This is a genomic window from Arthrobacter sp. NicSoilB4 (genome assembly GCF_019977335.1).
Taxonomy (GTDB): Bacteria; Actinomycetota; Actinomycetes; order Actinomycetales; family Micrococcaceae; genus Arthrobacter.
Window position 1 is genome coordinate 1,184,336 of sequence record NZ_AP024653.1, and the last position, 16,684, is coordinate 1,201,019.

General features: G+C 68.3%; 6 protein-coding genes. All 6 read left to right on the top strand.

Annotation, left to right across the window (positions count from 1 at the left end; genetic code table 11):
* Window positions 1-35: 35 nt before the first annotated feature.
* The 6 genes from LDO13_RS05310 to LDO13_RS05335 all read left to right on the top strand — a co-directional run bounded on the left by LDO13_RS05310 (window position 36) and on the right by LDO13_RS05335 (window position 16,636).
* The gene (locus tag LDO13_RS05310; RefSeq protein WP_224048999.1) at window positions 36-956 is read left to right on the top strand and encodes a biotin--[acetyl-CoA-carboxylase] ligase; all 921 of its coding nucleotides are present in this window, start codon (window positions 36-38) and stop codon (window positions 954-956) included.
* On the top strand, window positions 949-1,572 hold the full coding sequence (locus LDO13_RS05315; protein WP_224049000.1) for a PH domain-containing protein: 624 nt from the start codon (window positions 949-951) through the stop codon (window positions 1,570-1,572). Before LDO13_RS05310 ends, LDO13_RS05315 begins: the two co-directional genes overlap by 8 nt.
* On the top strand, window positions 1,562-2,935 hold the full coding sequence (locus LDO13_RS05320; RefSeq protein ID WP_224049001.1) for an adenylate/guanylate cyclase domain-containing protein: 1,374 nt from the start codon (window positions 1,562-1,564) through the stop codon (window positions 2,933-2,935). The genes LDO13_RS05315 and LDO13_RS05320 overlap by 11 nt, the downstream gene beginning before the upstream one ends.
* Before the next feature lie 155 nt (window positions 2,936-3,090).
* On the top strand, window positions 3,091-9,264 hold the full coding sequence (locus LDO13_RS05325) for an Ig-like domain-containing protein (RefSeq protein WP_224049002.1): 6,174 nt from the start codon (window positions 3,091-3,093) through the stop codon (window positions 9,262-9,264).
* Between the two features lie 220 nt (window positions 9,265-9,484).
* Window positions 9,485-15,571: an Ig-like domain-containing protein gene (locus LDO13_RS05330; protein WP_224049681.1), complete on the top strand. Its 6,087-nt coding sequence runs from the start codon at window positions 9,485-9,487 to the stop codon at window positions 15,569-15,571.
* Window positions 15,572-15,661: 90 nt separating this feature from the next.
* Window positions 15,662-16,636: a MoxR family ATPase gene (locus LDO13_RS05335; protein WP_224049003.1), complete on the top strand. Its 975-nt coding sequence runs from the start codon at window positions 15,662-15,664 to the stop codon at window positions 16,634-16,636.
* The last annotated feature ends 48 nt before the right edge of the window (window positions 16,637-16,684 follow it).

Below are 16,684 nucleotides of genomic sequence, written 5' to 3' on the forward strand. Positions count from 1 at the left end.
AGCCGACGGCGGCGTAACTCGGTAGGATTCAAAGCATGGAAGCCGCGCAGGAAGCCCCGGACCGTCCGCCCCTCGATGTGAACGCCCTCAGCGATGAGGCGTTCCTTTCAGCCAACGGCATTCCGCGGCTCACCGTTGTGGAGTCCACGGGCTCCACCAACGCGGACCTGCTGCGCGGTGTCACCGAGGATCCGCCCGCGTATCCGGATCTCACCGTACTCACTGCCGAATACCAGAGCGCTGCCCGCGGCCGCCTGGACCGCCACTGGGACGCACCCGCCGGCAGTGCAGTCTCCGTGTCGCTGGTGCTGCGGCCGGTCAACGCGGAAGGGCGCCCGCTGCCCACCCAGAGCTACTCATGGCTGTCGCTGCTCGCGGCACTTGCCCTGCGCGAGGCGCTGCTGGAGACTGCCGGGATCCCCGCGGAACTCAAATGGCCCAACGACGTCCTGGTGCGGGGCCGGAAGATCGCCGGCATCCTGGCCCAGCTGGGCCCGATGCACGGCGGCGCCGTGCCGCCGGTGGTGCTGGGGACCGGACTGAACGTCACCCTCACCGAGGCCGAGCTCCCGGTGCCCACCGCCACCTCCGTCCTGCTGGAACACCCGACGTCGGTGGACCGGACCGAGCTGCTCAAGAGCTACCTGTCCCGGTTCGCAACGCTTTACCGCAGCTTCTGCAACGCCGACGGCGATCCCACCGCCGGGATGGCCGGCGGCCCCTCGCTGCACAAGCGCGTCGAGCACCTGCTGACGACGCTCGGCAAGCAGGTCCGTGCCCAGCTTCCGGGGGACCACGAGATCATCGGCCACGCCACCCGCCTGGATGACTACGGGTCGCTCCTGGTGGTGGACTCCGGAGGGCACGAGCACGTGGTGACGGCCGGCGATGTGGTGCACCTCCGCCCCTGGACGCCTCCCGGCCAGAACGCGGGCCATGAAAGCGGCTATGCGTAAAGGGCTCCTCCCGGGCGAACAAGTGATTGTGGTGACCCGGCCGCAGCCCCGGACCCTGACCGTTCCGGCGCTGCTGTTCATCCTGGCCCCGGCGCTCGCCGCCTACGCCAGCGCCTGGATCGTGAAGGGCGGGCCTCTCAAGCTGGCCCCGATCATCGCCCCGCAGGCCAAGGAGTGGACTCCATGGCTGATCGGGGCGTGCATTGCACTGGCGGCCTGGGTGCTGCTGGGCTACTGCCTGCCGCGGGTAATGACCTGGCACGCCACGACGTACACACTGACCAGCCAGCGGCTGATTGCCCGTTACGGCATGCTGCGGCGGCGCGATCAGCAGGTGTATCTGGCCACCGTTCGTAACGTGGTGATCCATCAGTCGTTGCTCCAACGCGTATTGCGATCCGGGAATATATCCTTGGATACCGGGCACCCCAACAGCGCGGTGCTCCCCGACGTTCCGGAAGTCGCGACGTTCCGGAACTTCATCCTCGACGCCATCAACGAACTCCCGCGGGACGGGATCCCGGGCGTCGAGGGTGTGCCGTACAACAACGCCAGCCCCTGGCAGATAGAGCCCTGGCCATTGGATGTGAGAGAAGGTGGAAGAGATGAGCGCTGAGAACGTGCACCGGGAGACCGGACTGCTGGCCGACGAACCGTCGCACGTTTCGGATGCCTTCGTTGAGGCCGCCAGCCTCGAAGCAGCCGTCCTCGACTCACTAACCGAGACCCCGGACGACGGCCCGGCCGGGACCTCCGCCGTGCCGGACGAGACAGCGCCGGATGAAACAGCGCCGGATCAGCCTGTGGCGGAACCCGACGACGCCGATTCGGTCGACTCCGACTCCGATGCATCTGACGCCGACGCCGAGGCCGACACCGGGGCCGACGACAGCCCGGGACAGCCAGCTCCCGCCGCCGCTCCGCCCACCGGCACCATGTCCGCCGAACGCATCGCCCTGAAAGCCCTCGAACAGCGGTTGCTCGGCGGGGAACGCAAGCTCCGCCGTCGTGAAGTCGCATCCGGCGCCGGACTGTCTCTGCTCTCCGCCCGGAAGCTCTGGCGGGCCCTCGGCTTTCCCAACATCGATGACGAGGACGTTGCCTTCACCGAACGCGACCAGGCCGCGCTGAACACCATCGTTGACCTGGTCCGCGCCGGCAAGCTCACCGAGGAAGCTGCCATTTCCGTCACCCGCGCCATCGGCCAGATGACGGACCGCATGGTGGTCTGGCAGGTCGAAGCCCTCGTGGAGGACATGGTCCAGAACCAGGGCGTCACCGACGCCGTGGCCCGCAAACGCCTGGTCGGCGAACTGCCGTCCCTCGTGGACGCGCTCGAGGAAATGCTGCTCTACTCCTGGCGCCGCCAGCTCAACGCCGGTGTCCAGCGCCTTGCCGTGCGCGCCGAGGCCGGGCTGGCGTCCAGCGAGGAAGGCCGCGAAGGCGACGAGGACGACGCCCCGCTGCCGCTCGCACGCGCCGTCGGCTTCGCGGACCTGGTCTCCTACACCAGCCTGTCCCGCCGGATGAACGAAAAGACCCTCGCCCAGCTGGTCCAGCGATTCGAGAACAAGTGCGCCGAGATCATCTCGGTGGGCGGCGGGCGCCTGGTGAAGACGGTCGGCGACGAAGTCCTCTACATCGCCGAGACCCCCGCGGCCGGCGCCGAAATCTCCCTCGCCCTGTGCCAGGCCTTCACCGACGACGAAATCCTCCCGCAGGCGCGCGTGGCCATGGTGTGGGGCCGCATCCTCTCCAGGCTCGGCGACATCTACGGCCCCACCGTCAACCTGGCGGCGCGGCTCACCGCGCTGGCGGACCCGGGAACGGTCCTGGTGGACTCCATGACCGCGGCCGCGCTGGAACAGGACGAACGGTTTGTCCTGCTGCCGCGGCAGGCCGAGGACGTCCGCGGCTTCGGCGAAATCCACCCGGTGGAGCTCCAACGCGGCAGCGGACGCGGGCTGGTTCTGGACTAACCGCACCCTGAGCTGGGCCTATGCTGTTCCTGCCGGATTTGACGCCGCCAGGTTTCTCTAATCGATGGCTAATATGCAATAGTCGAAGTATCCGGCACCACCACGGGCGATGCCCCCTGCATGGCGGCCGTGACCTTCTGGGGGACACAGCACACATGAAGACCTTCCTGTCAGCACTGCGGTCAAAATCCCGCAGGCCGGAGTCGTCACGCCCTGTCAGTGCCCGCCGCCGCCGTTTCCTGGCCGGGACCGGCCTCGCTGTTGCCTCCGCCGTCCTCGTCACCGCTGCCATCATCTATCCGGGGTTTAAGACCACTGAGGTGGAGTTGAATGACGGCGGGGTGTGGGTGGTCTCGAAGTCCAAGAATGCTGTGGGCCGGTTGAACTACCCCTCGCGGGTCCTGGATGGGGCGGTGACGCCGGCGTCGACGACGTTTGATGTGTTGCAGGATGCCGGGACGGTGTTGGTGGATGATGCCGCGGGGTCGACGTTGAACCAGGTGTCGGCGGCGCAGATGCGTTTGGGTGGGGATAAGAAGCTGCCGGGTTCCGCGGAGGTGAGTTTCGGGTCGAAGGTCATTGCGGTGACGGATGCGGCGAAGGGTTCGGTGTGGGCGTTGTCGCCGTCGACGGTGGGCGGTTTTGATGCGGAGAATTCGGAGCCGGTGCTGGCCGGGTCGGCCGGGACGGTGTCGGCGGTGGGTGCTGATGACCGGATTTACAGTGCGGATCCGAAGTCCGGGCAGGTCACGGTCACTGCGGTGGATGCCGAGGGTGCGGTGACGGACGTGGCGTCGAGCATCTGGGATGGTTTGAAGGGTGCGGGGGATCTGCAGCTGGCGGTGGTGGGGGATGCGCCGGTGGTGTTGGATGCGGGCCGGGGGAAGTTGTTCCTGCCGGGCGGGCGTGAGTTGGCGTTGGCGGAGGCGCGGGATGCGAAGCTGCAGCTCTCGGGTCCGGGCGCGGGTGCGGTGGCGGTCGCGACGCCGAAGGCGCTGTTGATGCAGCCGTTGGATGGTTCGACGGCGAGGACGGTGACGTTTGGCGGGCAGGGGGTGCCGGCGGCTCCGGTGCAGTTGGGCGGGTGTGTGCATGCGGCGTGGTCGGGGGCGAACAAGTATGTCCGGGAGTGCGCCGATGATGCCGGTGACAAGAGCGTGGATGTGCCGAAGGCCAGTGCGTCGCCGTCGTATGTGTTCCGGGTGAACCGGGACCTGGTGGTCCTCAATGATGTGAATTCCGGGAATGTGTGGCTGGTGAACCAGAACATGCAGCTGGTCAACAACTGGGACGACGTCATCCCGCCGCAGCAGACCTCCGACGACGCCGACAAGGACTCCGCTGACGAAGTCCAGCAGACAGTGCTCCCGGACCGCACCAAACCCAACAGCGCGCCCGCAGCGAAACCCGATACCTTCGGCGTGCGCGCCGGCAAGACCACCATCCTGCCCGTGCTGGACAACGACACCGACCCCGACGGCGACATCCTCACCGTCCGCAGCCCGGACCCGCTCACCTCGGGGCTGCTCGCTCCGATCTACGGCGCCACCGGCTTCCAGGTCAGCGTCGGGGCCGACAAGACCGGCTCGGAAACCTTTAAATACACGGCAGACGACGGCCGCGGCCTCTCCGCCACCGCCGACGTCACGCTCAACATCGTCCCGCCGGGGGAGAACGCTGCCCCGCGGCAGAAGCCCAACCGCAACACCACCCTCGTGGTCCAGGCAGGCAAGATCGTCAGCCAGAACATCCTCACCGACTGGATCGACCCCGACGGCGACGACTTGTTCGTCGTCGGCGCTGCCGGCAGCGACCCCCGTGACCAGGTCAAAGTCCGGCCCGACGGCCTGCTCAGCTTCCAGGACGCCGGCTCCGAACCGGGCCGCAAGACGGTCACCGTCACGGTCTCGGACGGCCGCTCCACCAGCGAAGGCAAGGTCACCGTCGACGTCCGCGCCCCCGGCGCCCTGCCCCCGATCGCCAACGCCGACCACCTCGTCGCCGTCGCCGGGGTGGACACGGTGATCGCCCCGCTCAAGAACGACTCCGACCCCCAGGGCGGCGCCCTCCGCCTCGCCCAGGTCACCCCGGACGGCAACTCCACCGCCACGATGGGCGCGGACCAGCAGACGTTCACGTTCAACTCCACCGCCCAGGGCGCCCACTACGTGTCCTACCTCGTCACCAACGGGCCGGCCAGCGCACAGCAGTTGGTGCGCGTCGACGTCGTCCCCGGCGACGGCGACGGCGCGCCGGTGGCGGTCCGCGACACGGCCCTGCTGCCCAGCGGCGGCAGCGTCCTGGTGGACGTCCTCGGCAACGATTCCGATCCCTCCGGCGGCGTGCTGGTGGTGCAGTCTGTGACCGCGGCGGACGGACTGCCGGTGAGCGCGGCCGTGCTGGACCACTCCGTCGTCCGGATCACCGACGTCCGCGCCCAGGGCCAGCTCAGCGTCAAATACACCATCTCCAACGGCAAATCCTCCGCTAGCGGGGAGATCGCCGTCCTGGTGGTCCCCGCCCCCTCCAAGCTGCAGGCGCCACAGGCAAAACCGGATGAGGCCACCGTGCGTGCCGGCGACGTCGTCACCATCCCGGTGCTCGAAAACGACACCGACCCCAACGGCGGCAAGCTCACCCTGGAACCGGTGCTCGCCCAGCAGCCGGATGCCGCCGACGGCCGGATCTTCACCTCCGGTGGGGCGCTGCGCTTCATCGCCGGCGATGTGGCGAAGACCGTCTACGCGATCTACAAGGTCACCAACGCCTCCGGACAATCGGATTCCCAGCAGGTCGGCATCCGGATCCGGGCACGCGACGACGAACGCAACACCCGCCCCGAACCCAAAAACCTCACCGCCCGGGTGGTGGCCGGCATGACAGTGCGCATTCCCGTGCCGCTCGACGGCGTGGACACCGACGGCGACTCAGTGCAGCTGACCGGCGTGGACAAGGCCCCCGCCATGGGCACGGCCGTGGTCAAGGACGGCTACCTCGAATTCACCGCGGCCGGCAACGGCGCCGGCACGGACACCTTCACCTACCGCGTCCGGGACCGGATCGGCGCCGAAAACACCGGCACTGTGATCGTCGGCATCGCCCCGCAGGAAGCCAACAACCAGAAACCCATCGCCATTGACGACGCGGTGGACGTCCGGCCCGGCCGGAAAATCGCGGTCGAGGCCCTCGCGAACGACTCGGACCCGGACGGCGACCCCATCAGCCTGGTCGGCAACGGCTTCGAGGCCCGCCCAGAGCTCGGCGTCGAAGCAGCCGAGGGCGGCAAAGTGCTTCTTACCGCTCCGGGCACTGCCGGCAACGAGAGCGTCAGCTACAAGATCCAGGACGACAAGAAAGCCCAGGGGAGCGCAGTCATCCGGGTCCGGATCAGCCCGGACGCCGCGCTGAAGCTCCCCGTGGCCAAGGACGACGTGGTCACCCCCGCCGAGACACTGGGCAAGTCCGCCGTCGACGTCCCTGTCCTGAAGAACGATTCCGATCCGGACGGCGTCGCCGCCGACCTCAAGATCAGCCTGCCCGACGGCAACCCGAACGCCCGCGCGGGCGACGGCAGTGTCCGGGTGGCCCTCGCGCCCAAGGACCAGCTGGTCCCGTACACCGTGACGGACGTCGACGGACAAAGCGCGACGGCGGTCATCTGGGTCCCGGGCCAGGGCGAACAGCACCCCACGCTCGCCAGGACCGACGTCGTCGAAGTCATGGCCGGCAAGGAGGTCACCCTTGACCTGAACGAATACGTCCGGGTCAGGGAGGGCCGCACCCCGCGGATCACCCAGGTGGACAACGTCCGCGTGCAGGGCGCCGACGCGCAGAACGTGGTGGCCGGAAACGGCAGCGCGCTGCGCTACGCCGCGCTGCAGGACTACGTGGGCCCCGGCTCCGTCACCTTCGAGGTGACCGACGGCACCGGCCCCGACGATCCGCAGGGCCTCAAGTCCACCCTCAGCATCATCACCAAGGTCATTCCCGACCCGAACGCGAACCGCCCGCCGAGCTTCAGCGGAGCCACCCTGGACGTGCCCAAGGCCGAATCCGCCAGCCTGGACCTGGGCAACCTGGCCAAGGACGTGGACGCCGGCGACCAGGAGAAGCTCAAGTTCGAACTCGACGGCACCCTGCCCGAGGGCTTCACGGCCACCCTGGACGGCGGGACCCTGAAGGTCACCGCCGACTCCGCCAAGGCCGCCGGCTGGAAGGGCAGCATCCCGCTCAAGGTCACCGACGGCCGCTCCGAACCGGTCAAGGCCAGCGTCACCGCCACCGTCGTGGCCTCCAACCGCCCGCTGCCGGTCGCGAACGAGGACGTGATCGAAAAGGCCAACGCCGGCAAGACCGAGACCATCAACGTGCTCGCCAACGACTTCAACCCCTTCAGTGAGACCCCGCTGAGGATTGTCACCGCCACGGTGGAAACCGGGTCCGCCGCCGGACAGCCCGCCGTCGCCGGCGATTCGATCACCGTCACTCCGGCCGCGGGCTTCAAGGGCGTGATGGTGCTCCGCTACACCGTGATGGACAAGACCGACGACATCTCCCGGCAGACCGACGGCCGGGTCCGGATCACGGTCCGCGACAAGCCTGACGCCCCCTCGGCGCCGTCCGCCACGGACGTGCGCAGCCGGACCGCGGTGCTCAAGTGGACTCCGCCGTCGGACAACGGCGCCACCATCAGCAAATACACGGTGCGCGCCAACGGATTCAGCCAGGACTGCGCCACCACCACCTGCACGCTCAGCGGGCTGACCAACGACGTCAAGTACGTGTTCACCGTAACCGCCACCAACGAGGTGGGGGAGTCCACAGCGTCCCCGGCCTCGAACGAAATCCGGCCGGATGAGAAGCCCTCGCCGCCGGAGGCCCCCACGGTCAAGGCCGGCGACAAGAACATGGTCATCACCTGGCCCGCGGCCAGGACCGAAGGCTCGGCCGTCAAGAACTACAACCTGGAGATCTCTCCGCCGCCCGCGAACGGCATCGCGGTGAAGAACGGTGTGGCCGGCCTGAGCTACACCTGGCCCGGGCTGACCAACGGCGTCCGCTACAAGGTACGCGCCCAGGCCGTCAACGAACTCGGCCCGTCCGAGTGGGGCCTCTACTCGGCCGAGGACAACCCGGCGGGCGTCCCGGCCGCGCCGGCGGCTCCGACGACGTCGGTGGCGTCTTCCGTGGGGACCTCCAACCAGCTGAAGGTGAACTGGACCGAGCCCAACACCAATGGCGACGCCATTAAGAACTACTACGTGACGATGAGCGGCGGCGGCGGCACCACCCAGACCCAGATGATCGCCGGGACGGTGCGGACCGCCAACTTCACCGCGAACAACTCCGAAACCGGCTACACCTTCACGGTCCAGGCCGAGAACAAGGCGGGCAAGGGCGCGGTCAGCGCGCCCTCGGCACCCCGCCGCGCCACCGGCAAGCTTGGCCAGGTCTCCGGCGTCAGCGCCACGCCGGCGGACACCGGCGGCGCCGGCCGGGCTGTGGTCATCAACTTCAGGGAACTGGACGCCGCCGGGCGGAACGGTTCCCAGCCCGGCGAGGTCAGCTACACGTACTACGCGAGCCCCAGCGGCAAGACCGGTGCCATCAGCCCCGGACAGAAGGTGGGCGGATTCCCCAATGGCCAGGCCGCCACGATTACGGTGACGGCCAACTCGAGCGTCGCGCCGAGCTCCGACGCCAGCACCGGGGCCACCGCCACGCCGTACGGCTCTCCCGGAACGCCCTCGGCGTCAGGTCAGAACGGCGCAGAGAACCAGCGGAACCTCAGTTTCAGCTGGAGCTCGCCGTCGACGGCGACGAACGACGTCGACTACACCCAGATCAGCATCGACAACGGCGGCTGGGAACGCGTCCCGGCCTCGGGGAGCCGGACCATCAACACCGGCGGCTTCAGCGAACCACACCAGATCCGGGTCCAGACCGTCAACTCCCTCGGAACCGGCGGCCCGATCGCCTCGGCCTCCGCCCAGTCCGGGGCCGAGAAGACCCGCTGGACCACCCGGCTCAACAGCGGGATGGACCGCAGCTGCACCGACCTTCCCGGACCCACGTCCTACGATCCGGTTGCCCACACCTGCGACGGCAAGGGCGGCTACGACCGGCCGTGGATGTCCCACTTCGACACCTTCGACATCATGTGCTGGAAGCCCCACGGCACCACGTACGGCGGTGACGGGCAGTGGTACTACATCATGCGCGGCTCGCCGAACCAGACACGGTGGATCAATTCCACCCACACGTCGATTGGCCCGCCGGCGCAGAGCGGCGTGCCGAACTGCACCTTCCCGGTAGGAGCGACACCATAGCCGCGCCGGCCACCGGGGCGCCGGCCGGTGGGCAGTCCTGCCCATCGCGCCCTTCCGGACAGTTCGGTAGGCTGTCGCGGGAAATGAGGGCCTTGTCTCGGGTCCGCCATCGGAAACACGACGCCCATCCTGAAGGAAATCTGAAGCTGTGACACGTCTGCTCGCCACGCTGGGGTTCAAGAAGCCAGGTTCAACAAAGCGCCGACCGGGTTCGGGCTCCATCAAACGGCGCAACAAGCTCATCGCCGGCACCGCCATCACGGCCGCGGCCGGTGTGCTGGTCACCGCTGCCATCATCTATCCGGGGTTTAAGACCACTGAGGTGGAGTTGAATGACGGCGGCGTGTGGGTGGTCTCGAAATCCAAGAATGCTGTGGGCCGGCTTAACTACCCCTCGCGGGTCCTGGATGGGGCGGTGACGCCGGCGTCGACGACGTTTGATGTGTTGCAGGATGCCGGGACGGTGTTGGTGGATGATGCCGCGGGGTCGACGTTGAACCAGGTGTCGGCGGCGCAGATGCGTTTGGGTGGGGATAAGAAGCTGCCGGGTTCCGCGGAGGTGAGTTTCGGGTCGAAGGTCATTGCGGTGACGGATGCGGCGAAGGGTTCGGTGTGGGCGTTGTCGCCGTCGACGGTGGGCGGTTTTGATGCGGAGAATTCGGAGCCGGTGCTGGCCGGGTCGGCCGGGACGGTGTCGGCGGTGGGTGCTGATGACCGGATTTACAGTGCGGATCCGAAGTCCGGGCAGGTCACGGTCACTGCGGTGGATGCCGAGGGTGCGGTGACGGACGTGGCGTCGAGCATCTGGGATGGTTTGAAGGGTGCGGGGGATCTGCAGCTGGCGGTGGTGGGGGATGCGCCGGTGGTGTTGGATGCGGGCCGGGGAAAGTTGTTCCTGCCGGGCGGGCGTGAGTTGGCGTTGGCGGAGGCGCGGGATGCGAAGCTGCAGCTCTCGGGTCCGGGCGCGGGTGCGGTGGCGGTCGCGACGCCGAAGGCGCTGTTGATGCAGCCGTTGGATGGTTCGACGGCGAGGACGGTGACGTTTGGCGGGCAGGGGGTGCCGGCGGCTCCGGTGCAGTTGGGCGGGTGTGTGCATGCGGCGTGGTCGGGGGCGAACAAGTATGTCCGGGAGTGCGCCGATGATGCCGGTGACAAGAGCGTGGATGTGCCGAAGGCCAGTGCGTCGCCGTCGTATGTGTTCCGGGTGAACCGGGACCTGGTGGTCCTCAATGATGTGAATTCCGGGAATGTGTGGCTGGTGAACCAGAACATGCAGCTGGTCAACAACTGGGACGACGTGGTCCCGCCCAAAAACCAGTCCAATGACCAGGACCAGGAATCGGCGGACAACAACACCATCAACATCCTGCCGGACCGCACGAAACCCAACCGGCCCCCGGAAACCAAGCCCGACGCCGTCGGCGTCCGCCCGGGCCGCACCACCATCCTGTCCGTGCTCGACAACGACTCGGACCCCGACGGTGACGTCCTCACGGCCTCCGTCGGCGACAACGGCCCCGCCTCCGGCAGCCTCGAGAACATCTACGGCGGCACTGCCTTCCAGATCAGCGTCCCCCCGGAAGCGAAGCCCGGCACCGAAACCTTCGCCTACAACGCCGCAGACGGCCGCGGCCTGTCCGCCGCGGGAAGCATCACCCTCAACGTCGTCGGCCCGGACGAGAACAAACCGCCGCTGTTCAAACGCGGCGACCCCACCACCATGCTCGTGGAGCAGGGCAAGACCGTCAGCCAGAACATCCTCACCGACTGGACCGACCCCGACGGCGACGACCTCGTCCTGATGGACGCCAAAGCCGACAACGAACAGGACCAGGTCAAGGTCCGCCGCGACGGCCTGCTCACGTACCAGGACTCCGGCGCGGCCCCCGGCAAGAAGGCCGTCACCGTGACCGTCTGGGACGGCCGCGCCACCACCACCGGCAAAGTCACCGTGAACGTCCAGCCGCCCGGCGCCCTGCAGCCGGTGGTCAACGCCGACCACGTCACCGCCGTCGTCGGCCAGGACCTCGTGATTGCGCCGCTCAAGAACGACGTCGACCCCAACGGCGGCGCCCTGCGCCTCGCCCAGGTCGAAGCGGCCGGCACGGCGGAACTTGGCCCCGTGACCGACGGCGGGACCTTCACCTTCCGCAGCATCACCCCCGGTCCCATCTACCTGACATACATCGCCAGCAACGGCCCGCAGAGCAGCCAGGGCCTGATCCGGGTGGACGTCGAATCCGGCAAAGACGCCGGCAACCCGGTCGCCGTGCACGACGTCGCCCTGATGCCCGTCGGCGGAAGCGTGCTCCTGGATCCGCTGGCCAACGACTCGGACCCGTCCGGAGGCGTGCTGGTGCTGCAGTCCGTCCAGCTGCCGGAGAACGCGACCGCCTCGGTCAGCGTGATCGACCACAGCGTCCTGCGGATCACCGACGTCGTCGGCACGAAAGATCCGTTTACGTTCCGCTACACCATGTCCAACGGCACCCAGTCGGCCACCGGCAGTGTCTCCGTGGTCCCCGTCCCGGCGCCCGCCGTCGTCGAGGCCCCGCAGCCCAAACCCGACGAGGTGAACGTCCGGGTCAACGACGTCGTCACCATCCCGGTGCTGGCCAACGACACCCACCCGCAGGGCGAGAAGCTCACCCTGGACCCCGTCCTGCCGCAGCCCGTCCCCGAAACCGACGGGAAAAGCTTCGTCTCCGAAAACACGCTCCGCTTCATCGCCGGCGCCGAGCCCAAAACAGTCCGGGCCATCTACAACGCCGTGGACCCGCAAGGCCAGAAGAGCGCCGCGGCTGTCACCATCCACGTGCTGCCGCTGGAGGGCGCGGAGAACTCCCGCCCGCAGCCCACGAACCTCACAGCCCGCGTGGTGGCGGCCGGGACCGTCCGGATTCCGGTGGAACTCGACGGGATCGACCCCGACGGCGACTCCGTCCAGCTGACCGGCATCGACAGCACCCCGGCGATGGGCACCGCCACCGTCGGCAGCAACTTCATCGACTTCACGGCAGCCGGCGACGGGGCCGGCACGGACACGTTCCGCTACAAAGTGGTGGACCGGCAGGGCGCCTCCAACACCGGCACCGTCACCGTCGGCATCGCCCCGCGCGGTGACACCAACCAAAAGCCCACCCCCGTCGACGACGAGGTCAAGGTCCGGCCGGGCCGCCAGATCGGAGTCGACGCCACCGGCAACGACACCGACCCCGACGGCGACCCGATCCGGATTGTCAGCGACGGCATCGAGGCCGACCCGGCGCTGCAGGCCACCGTCAGCAAGCAGAGTTCCCGCATCATCCTGCTGGCACCCGGCGAGGAGGGCACCGTCAACGTGCGCTACGCCGTGGCGGACGACCGTGGCGCCACGGCGCAGGCCGCCATCGCCGTCAAGGTGCAAAAGGACGTGCCGCTGCAGGCCCCGATCGCCCGGGACGACAGGGTGACCTCCGCCCAGACGCTCGGCAAGACCGCCGTCGACGTCCCGGTCCTCAAGAACGATGAGGACCCCGACGGCGTCGGCGAAAACCTCAAGATCGCCACCGACGCCACCACCGCCCGGCCCGGCACCGAGGGCAACATGGTGGTGGAACTGACGGAGCAGCCCCAGCTCATCCCGTACACCGTGGAAGACGTGGACGGCCAGAAATCCACCGCCATCATCTGGGTCCCGGGGGTAGGGCAGCAGGTCCCCACCCTGGCCAAGGATGAGGTCATCGAACTCGTCGCCGGGCAGTCCGTCACTGTGGACCTCAAGGAATGGGTCAAGGTCCGAGAGGGACGCTCGCCGCGCCTGACCCAGACGGACCGGATCAAGCTGATCGGCGCCGACGGCTCCGATCCCGTGGCCAACAACGGCACCGCGCTGAAGTACACGGCCGGCCAGGACTACGTGGGCCCCGGCTCACTGAGCTTCGAGGTCACCGACGGCTCCGGCCCGGACGATCCCGCCGGGCTGAAGGCAACCCTCAGCATCCGCACCAAGGTGCTTCCCGACCCCAACCGGAACAACCCGCCGGTGCTGCTGGGCAGCCAGGTTGACGTGCCCAAATCGGACACCACCACGACCGACCTTTCCAGGCTGACCACAGACCCGGACGACGGCGACGTGGACAACATGAAGTACGAGCTGGTGGGCGCCGTCCCGGCAGGTTTCGACGCCAGCATTGACGGGAAGACCCTGAAGGCCTCGGCCAAGGACGGCACCGACGCCGGCGCGGGCGGCGCGGTCCAGGTCAAGGCCAAGGACCCCCGCGGGCTCGAAGCCACCGCCACCTACCAGCTGACCGTCACCGCCTCCAACCGGCCCAAGCCCGTGGCCAACGACGACATGGAGCCCAACGCCGCGGCCGGCAAACCCGTCACAGTGCGGGTGCTGGACAACGACGCCAACCCGTTCCCGGACACGGCCCTGAAGATCGTGTCCGCCGTGACCGAGACCGGCCAGGGCACCACGGAGTTGAACGGGGACTCGGTGACCGTCACGCCGGCCCAGGGCTTCTCCGGAACCATGGTGGTGTCCTACACCGTGGCCGACAAGACCGGAGATCCTTCCCGTCATGCCACGGCGCGAATCCGGCTCACCGTCAAGGACAAGCCCCTGGCGCCCACCACCCCGCAGGCCGCGAGCGTGGGGGACGGCACTGCGCTGCTGAACTGGACCGCGCCGGCGGACCGCGGCTCGGCGATCACCAAGTACACGGTCTATGGCGAGGGCGGCTACCGGCAGGACTGCCCGGCCAACTCCTGCACCCTCACCGGGCTGGCCAACAACACCAAGTACCACTTCCAGGTCACCGCCAGCAACACCTTGGGCGAATCCGAGCGGTCCCCCGCTTCGGCCGAGGTGCGCCCGGACGTCAAGCCGGACACCCCGGCCGCTCCGGCGCTGAAGTTTGGCGACAAGCAACTGACCGTGAGCTGGGTGGCTCCGGCATCCAAGGGCTCACCGGTCAAGTCCTACGACCTGGAGATTTCCCCGGCCCCGGCCGGGCAAAACGGCCAGATCCAGAACCTCACCTCGGTGAGCTACGTCTGGAAGGGCCTCAAGAACGGCGTGGCGTACAAGGTGCGTGTCCTGGCCCGGAACGACGCCAAGGAACCCTCCGAATGGAGCGCCTACTCGGCCGCCGAGACGCCCGCCGGTGTGCCCGTCACCCCGGCGGCGCCGAACGCCACGGCGGCCGGCTCGGTGGGCGGCCAGAGCCAGCTGAAGGTCAGCTGGACGGCACCCAACAACAACGGCGACGCCATCTCGTCCTACACGCTCACCACGCTGCGCGGCGGAGCTCCGGTGACGAGCCAGCAGGTGGCTGGTACCTCGCAGAACGTCACGGTGGACAACTCCGAAGCCGGATACACCTTTACCGTGGCCGCCACCAACAAGGCCGGCACGTCGGGGACCAGCGCGCAGTCCGCACCCGTACGGGCGGTGGGCAAACCGGACATGGTGGGGCAGCCCACGGCAACCCTGTCTGACACCGGCGGCGACGGCGGGAAGATCGACGTGAGGTTCCCGCAGTTGACGCCAGCCCAGCGCAATGGCTCCAGCGCCACCGAGATCACTTACAAGTACCGGCTCACCTCGGGCGGCGGTACCGGGAATATCCCCGCCGGAGGGGGAGTGGTGTCGGCAGCCAACGGCACCCCCACCGCCGTGACGGTGTGGGCTGTTTCTTCGCGCAGCACCAGTCCCGGCGACGCCAGCCCGGCGTCCAATTCGGTGAACCCTTACGGGCTCGCCCTCGCGCCCAATGTCACCGGCAGCGGCAGCGGCGGGGTGGGAGACAGGACCGTTTCCTGGACGTGGACCGAGCCAAGCGGCAACGGGCGTGCGGTGACGGGCTATGAGTACAGCCTGGACGGCGGCGGTTGGACTGACACTCAGCAGCGGTCCTTCTCCAAGACCGTGGGCTACAGCGAGACCCACACCCTTCGGGTGCGCGCCATCAGCGCCAACCAGCCCGGCCGGATCGGCAGCGACAACTCCCGCAGCGGCGCGGAGCCGCCGCCCCCGGCACCGACGTCGTGGGACATCGAAGCTACGCCGGTGCGCAGCTGCACGGAACCCAACAGCTCCAGCAGCAGCTTCGACCCGGGCGGCGTCGACTGCAGGAGCGTCTGGCTCGAGGCCAACGTCCCGACAAAATCCGACTACTACGTGATCTGGTCCAAGACCAGCAACAACCCCACCGGCGTCTGGTACCACCTGACCAGCGGCCCGGCCAGCGGGAACTACGTCAGGGGTGACACGACCAACCGCGAGTTCTCAGGACCGCCGGCCGGCATGCCCAAGCGGTGATACCGGCACGACCAAGACCAATAAACTAATCGCTGGACGAAGCGGGCAACGGCCCAGACGTTTCACCCGAACCTGGAAGAGGATTCACCCATGACCATGACCACCGAACAGGCCGAATGGTTTGCCGGCACTTTCGAAAAACTTGTCGAGAACGTCGGCCAGGCCGTGCTGGGCAAGTCCCACGTCATCCGCCTGACCTTTATGGCGATGCTGGCCGAAGGGCATGTCCTCTTCGAGGACGCGCCGGGCACCGGCAAGACCTCGCTGGCGCGCGCCCTCGCGGCCACGGTCCAGGGCTCCAACAACCGCATCCAGTTCACCCCGGACCTGCTGCCCTCCGACGTCACCGGCGTGACCATCTACGACCAGAAGACGCAGAAGTTCGAATTCCACAAGGGCCCGATCTTCAACAACATCGTCCTCGCCGACGAAATCAACCGGGCCTCGCCCAAGACCCAGTCGGCGCTGCTGGAGGTCATGGAGGAATCCCGCGTCACGGTGGACGGCACCACCTACGAGGCCGGCCGCCCGTTTATGGTGATGGCCACCCAGAACCCGATCGAGCAGGCCGGCACCTACCGGCTGCCCGAGGCCCAGCTGGACCGTTTCCTGATCAAGACCTCCATCGGCTACCCGGACCACGCCTCCACGGTCAAGTTGCTCGGCGGCGCCAACCTCAAGGACCGCTCCAAGGAAATCACCGCCGTCATCACCACCCAGGCGATCGCGGACATGGCCGACCTTGCGGCCACCACCCACGTGGACACCGCCGTGCTGGAATACATCTCCCGGCTCTGCGAGGAGACCCGCACCGCACCGGAAACGCGCCTCGGCGTGTCAGTCCGGGGGGCCCTGGCCATGGTCCGTGCCGCCAAGGTCTGGGCCGCCGGCCAGGGACGCAACTTCGTGCTCCCGGACGACGTCAAGGACCTGGCCGCCGTCGTCTGGACCCACCGCCTGGTGATGGACCCGGAAGCCGAGTTCTCCGGTGCCACCGCGGAGGCCGTCCTGAAGCGGGTGCTGGCCGAGGTGGCCGCACCGCAGCAGCGCGCCTCCGTGTCCTAAGGGCACCGGCAGTACCGGCAGCATCGCTGCCCCACCACCGGCACCCAC

Coding starts and splice junctions, on each gene's coding strand:
- LDO13_RS05325 (WP_224049002.1), top strand. CDS start 3,091: ATGAAGACCTTCCTGTCAGCACTGCGGTCAAAATCCCGCAGGCCGGAG.
- LDO13_RS05315 (WP_224049000.1), top strand. CDS start 949: ATGCGTAAAGGGCTCCTCCCGGGCGAACAAGTGATTGTGGTGACCCGG.
- LDO13_RS05310 (WP_224048999.1), top strand. CDS start 36: ATGGAAGCCGCGCAGGAAGCCCCGGACCGTCCGCCCCTCGATGTGAAC.
- LDO13_RS05335 (WP_224049003.1), top strand. CDS start 15,662: ATGACCATGACCACCGAACAGGCCGAATGGTTTGCCGGCACTTTCGAA.
- LDO13_RS05320 (WP_224049001.1), top strand. CDS start 1,562: ATGAGCGCTGAGAACGTGCACCGGGAGACCGGACTGCTGGCCGACGAA.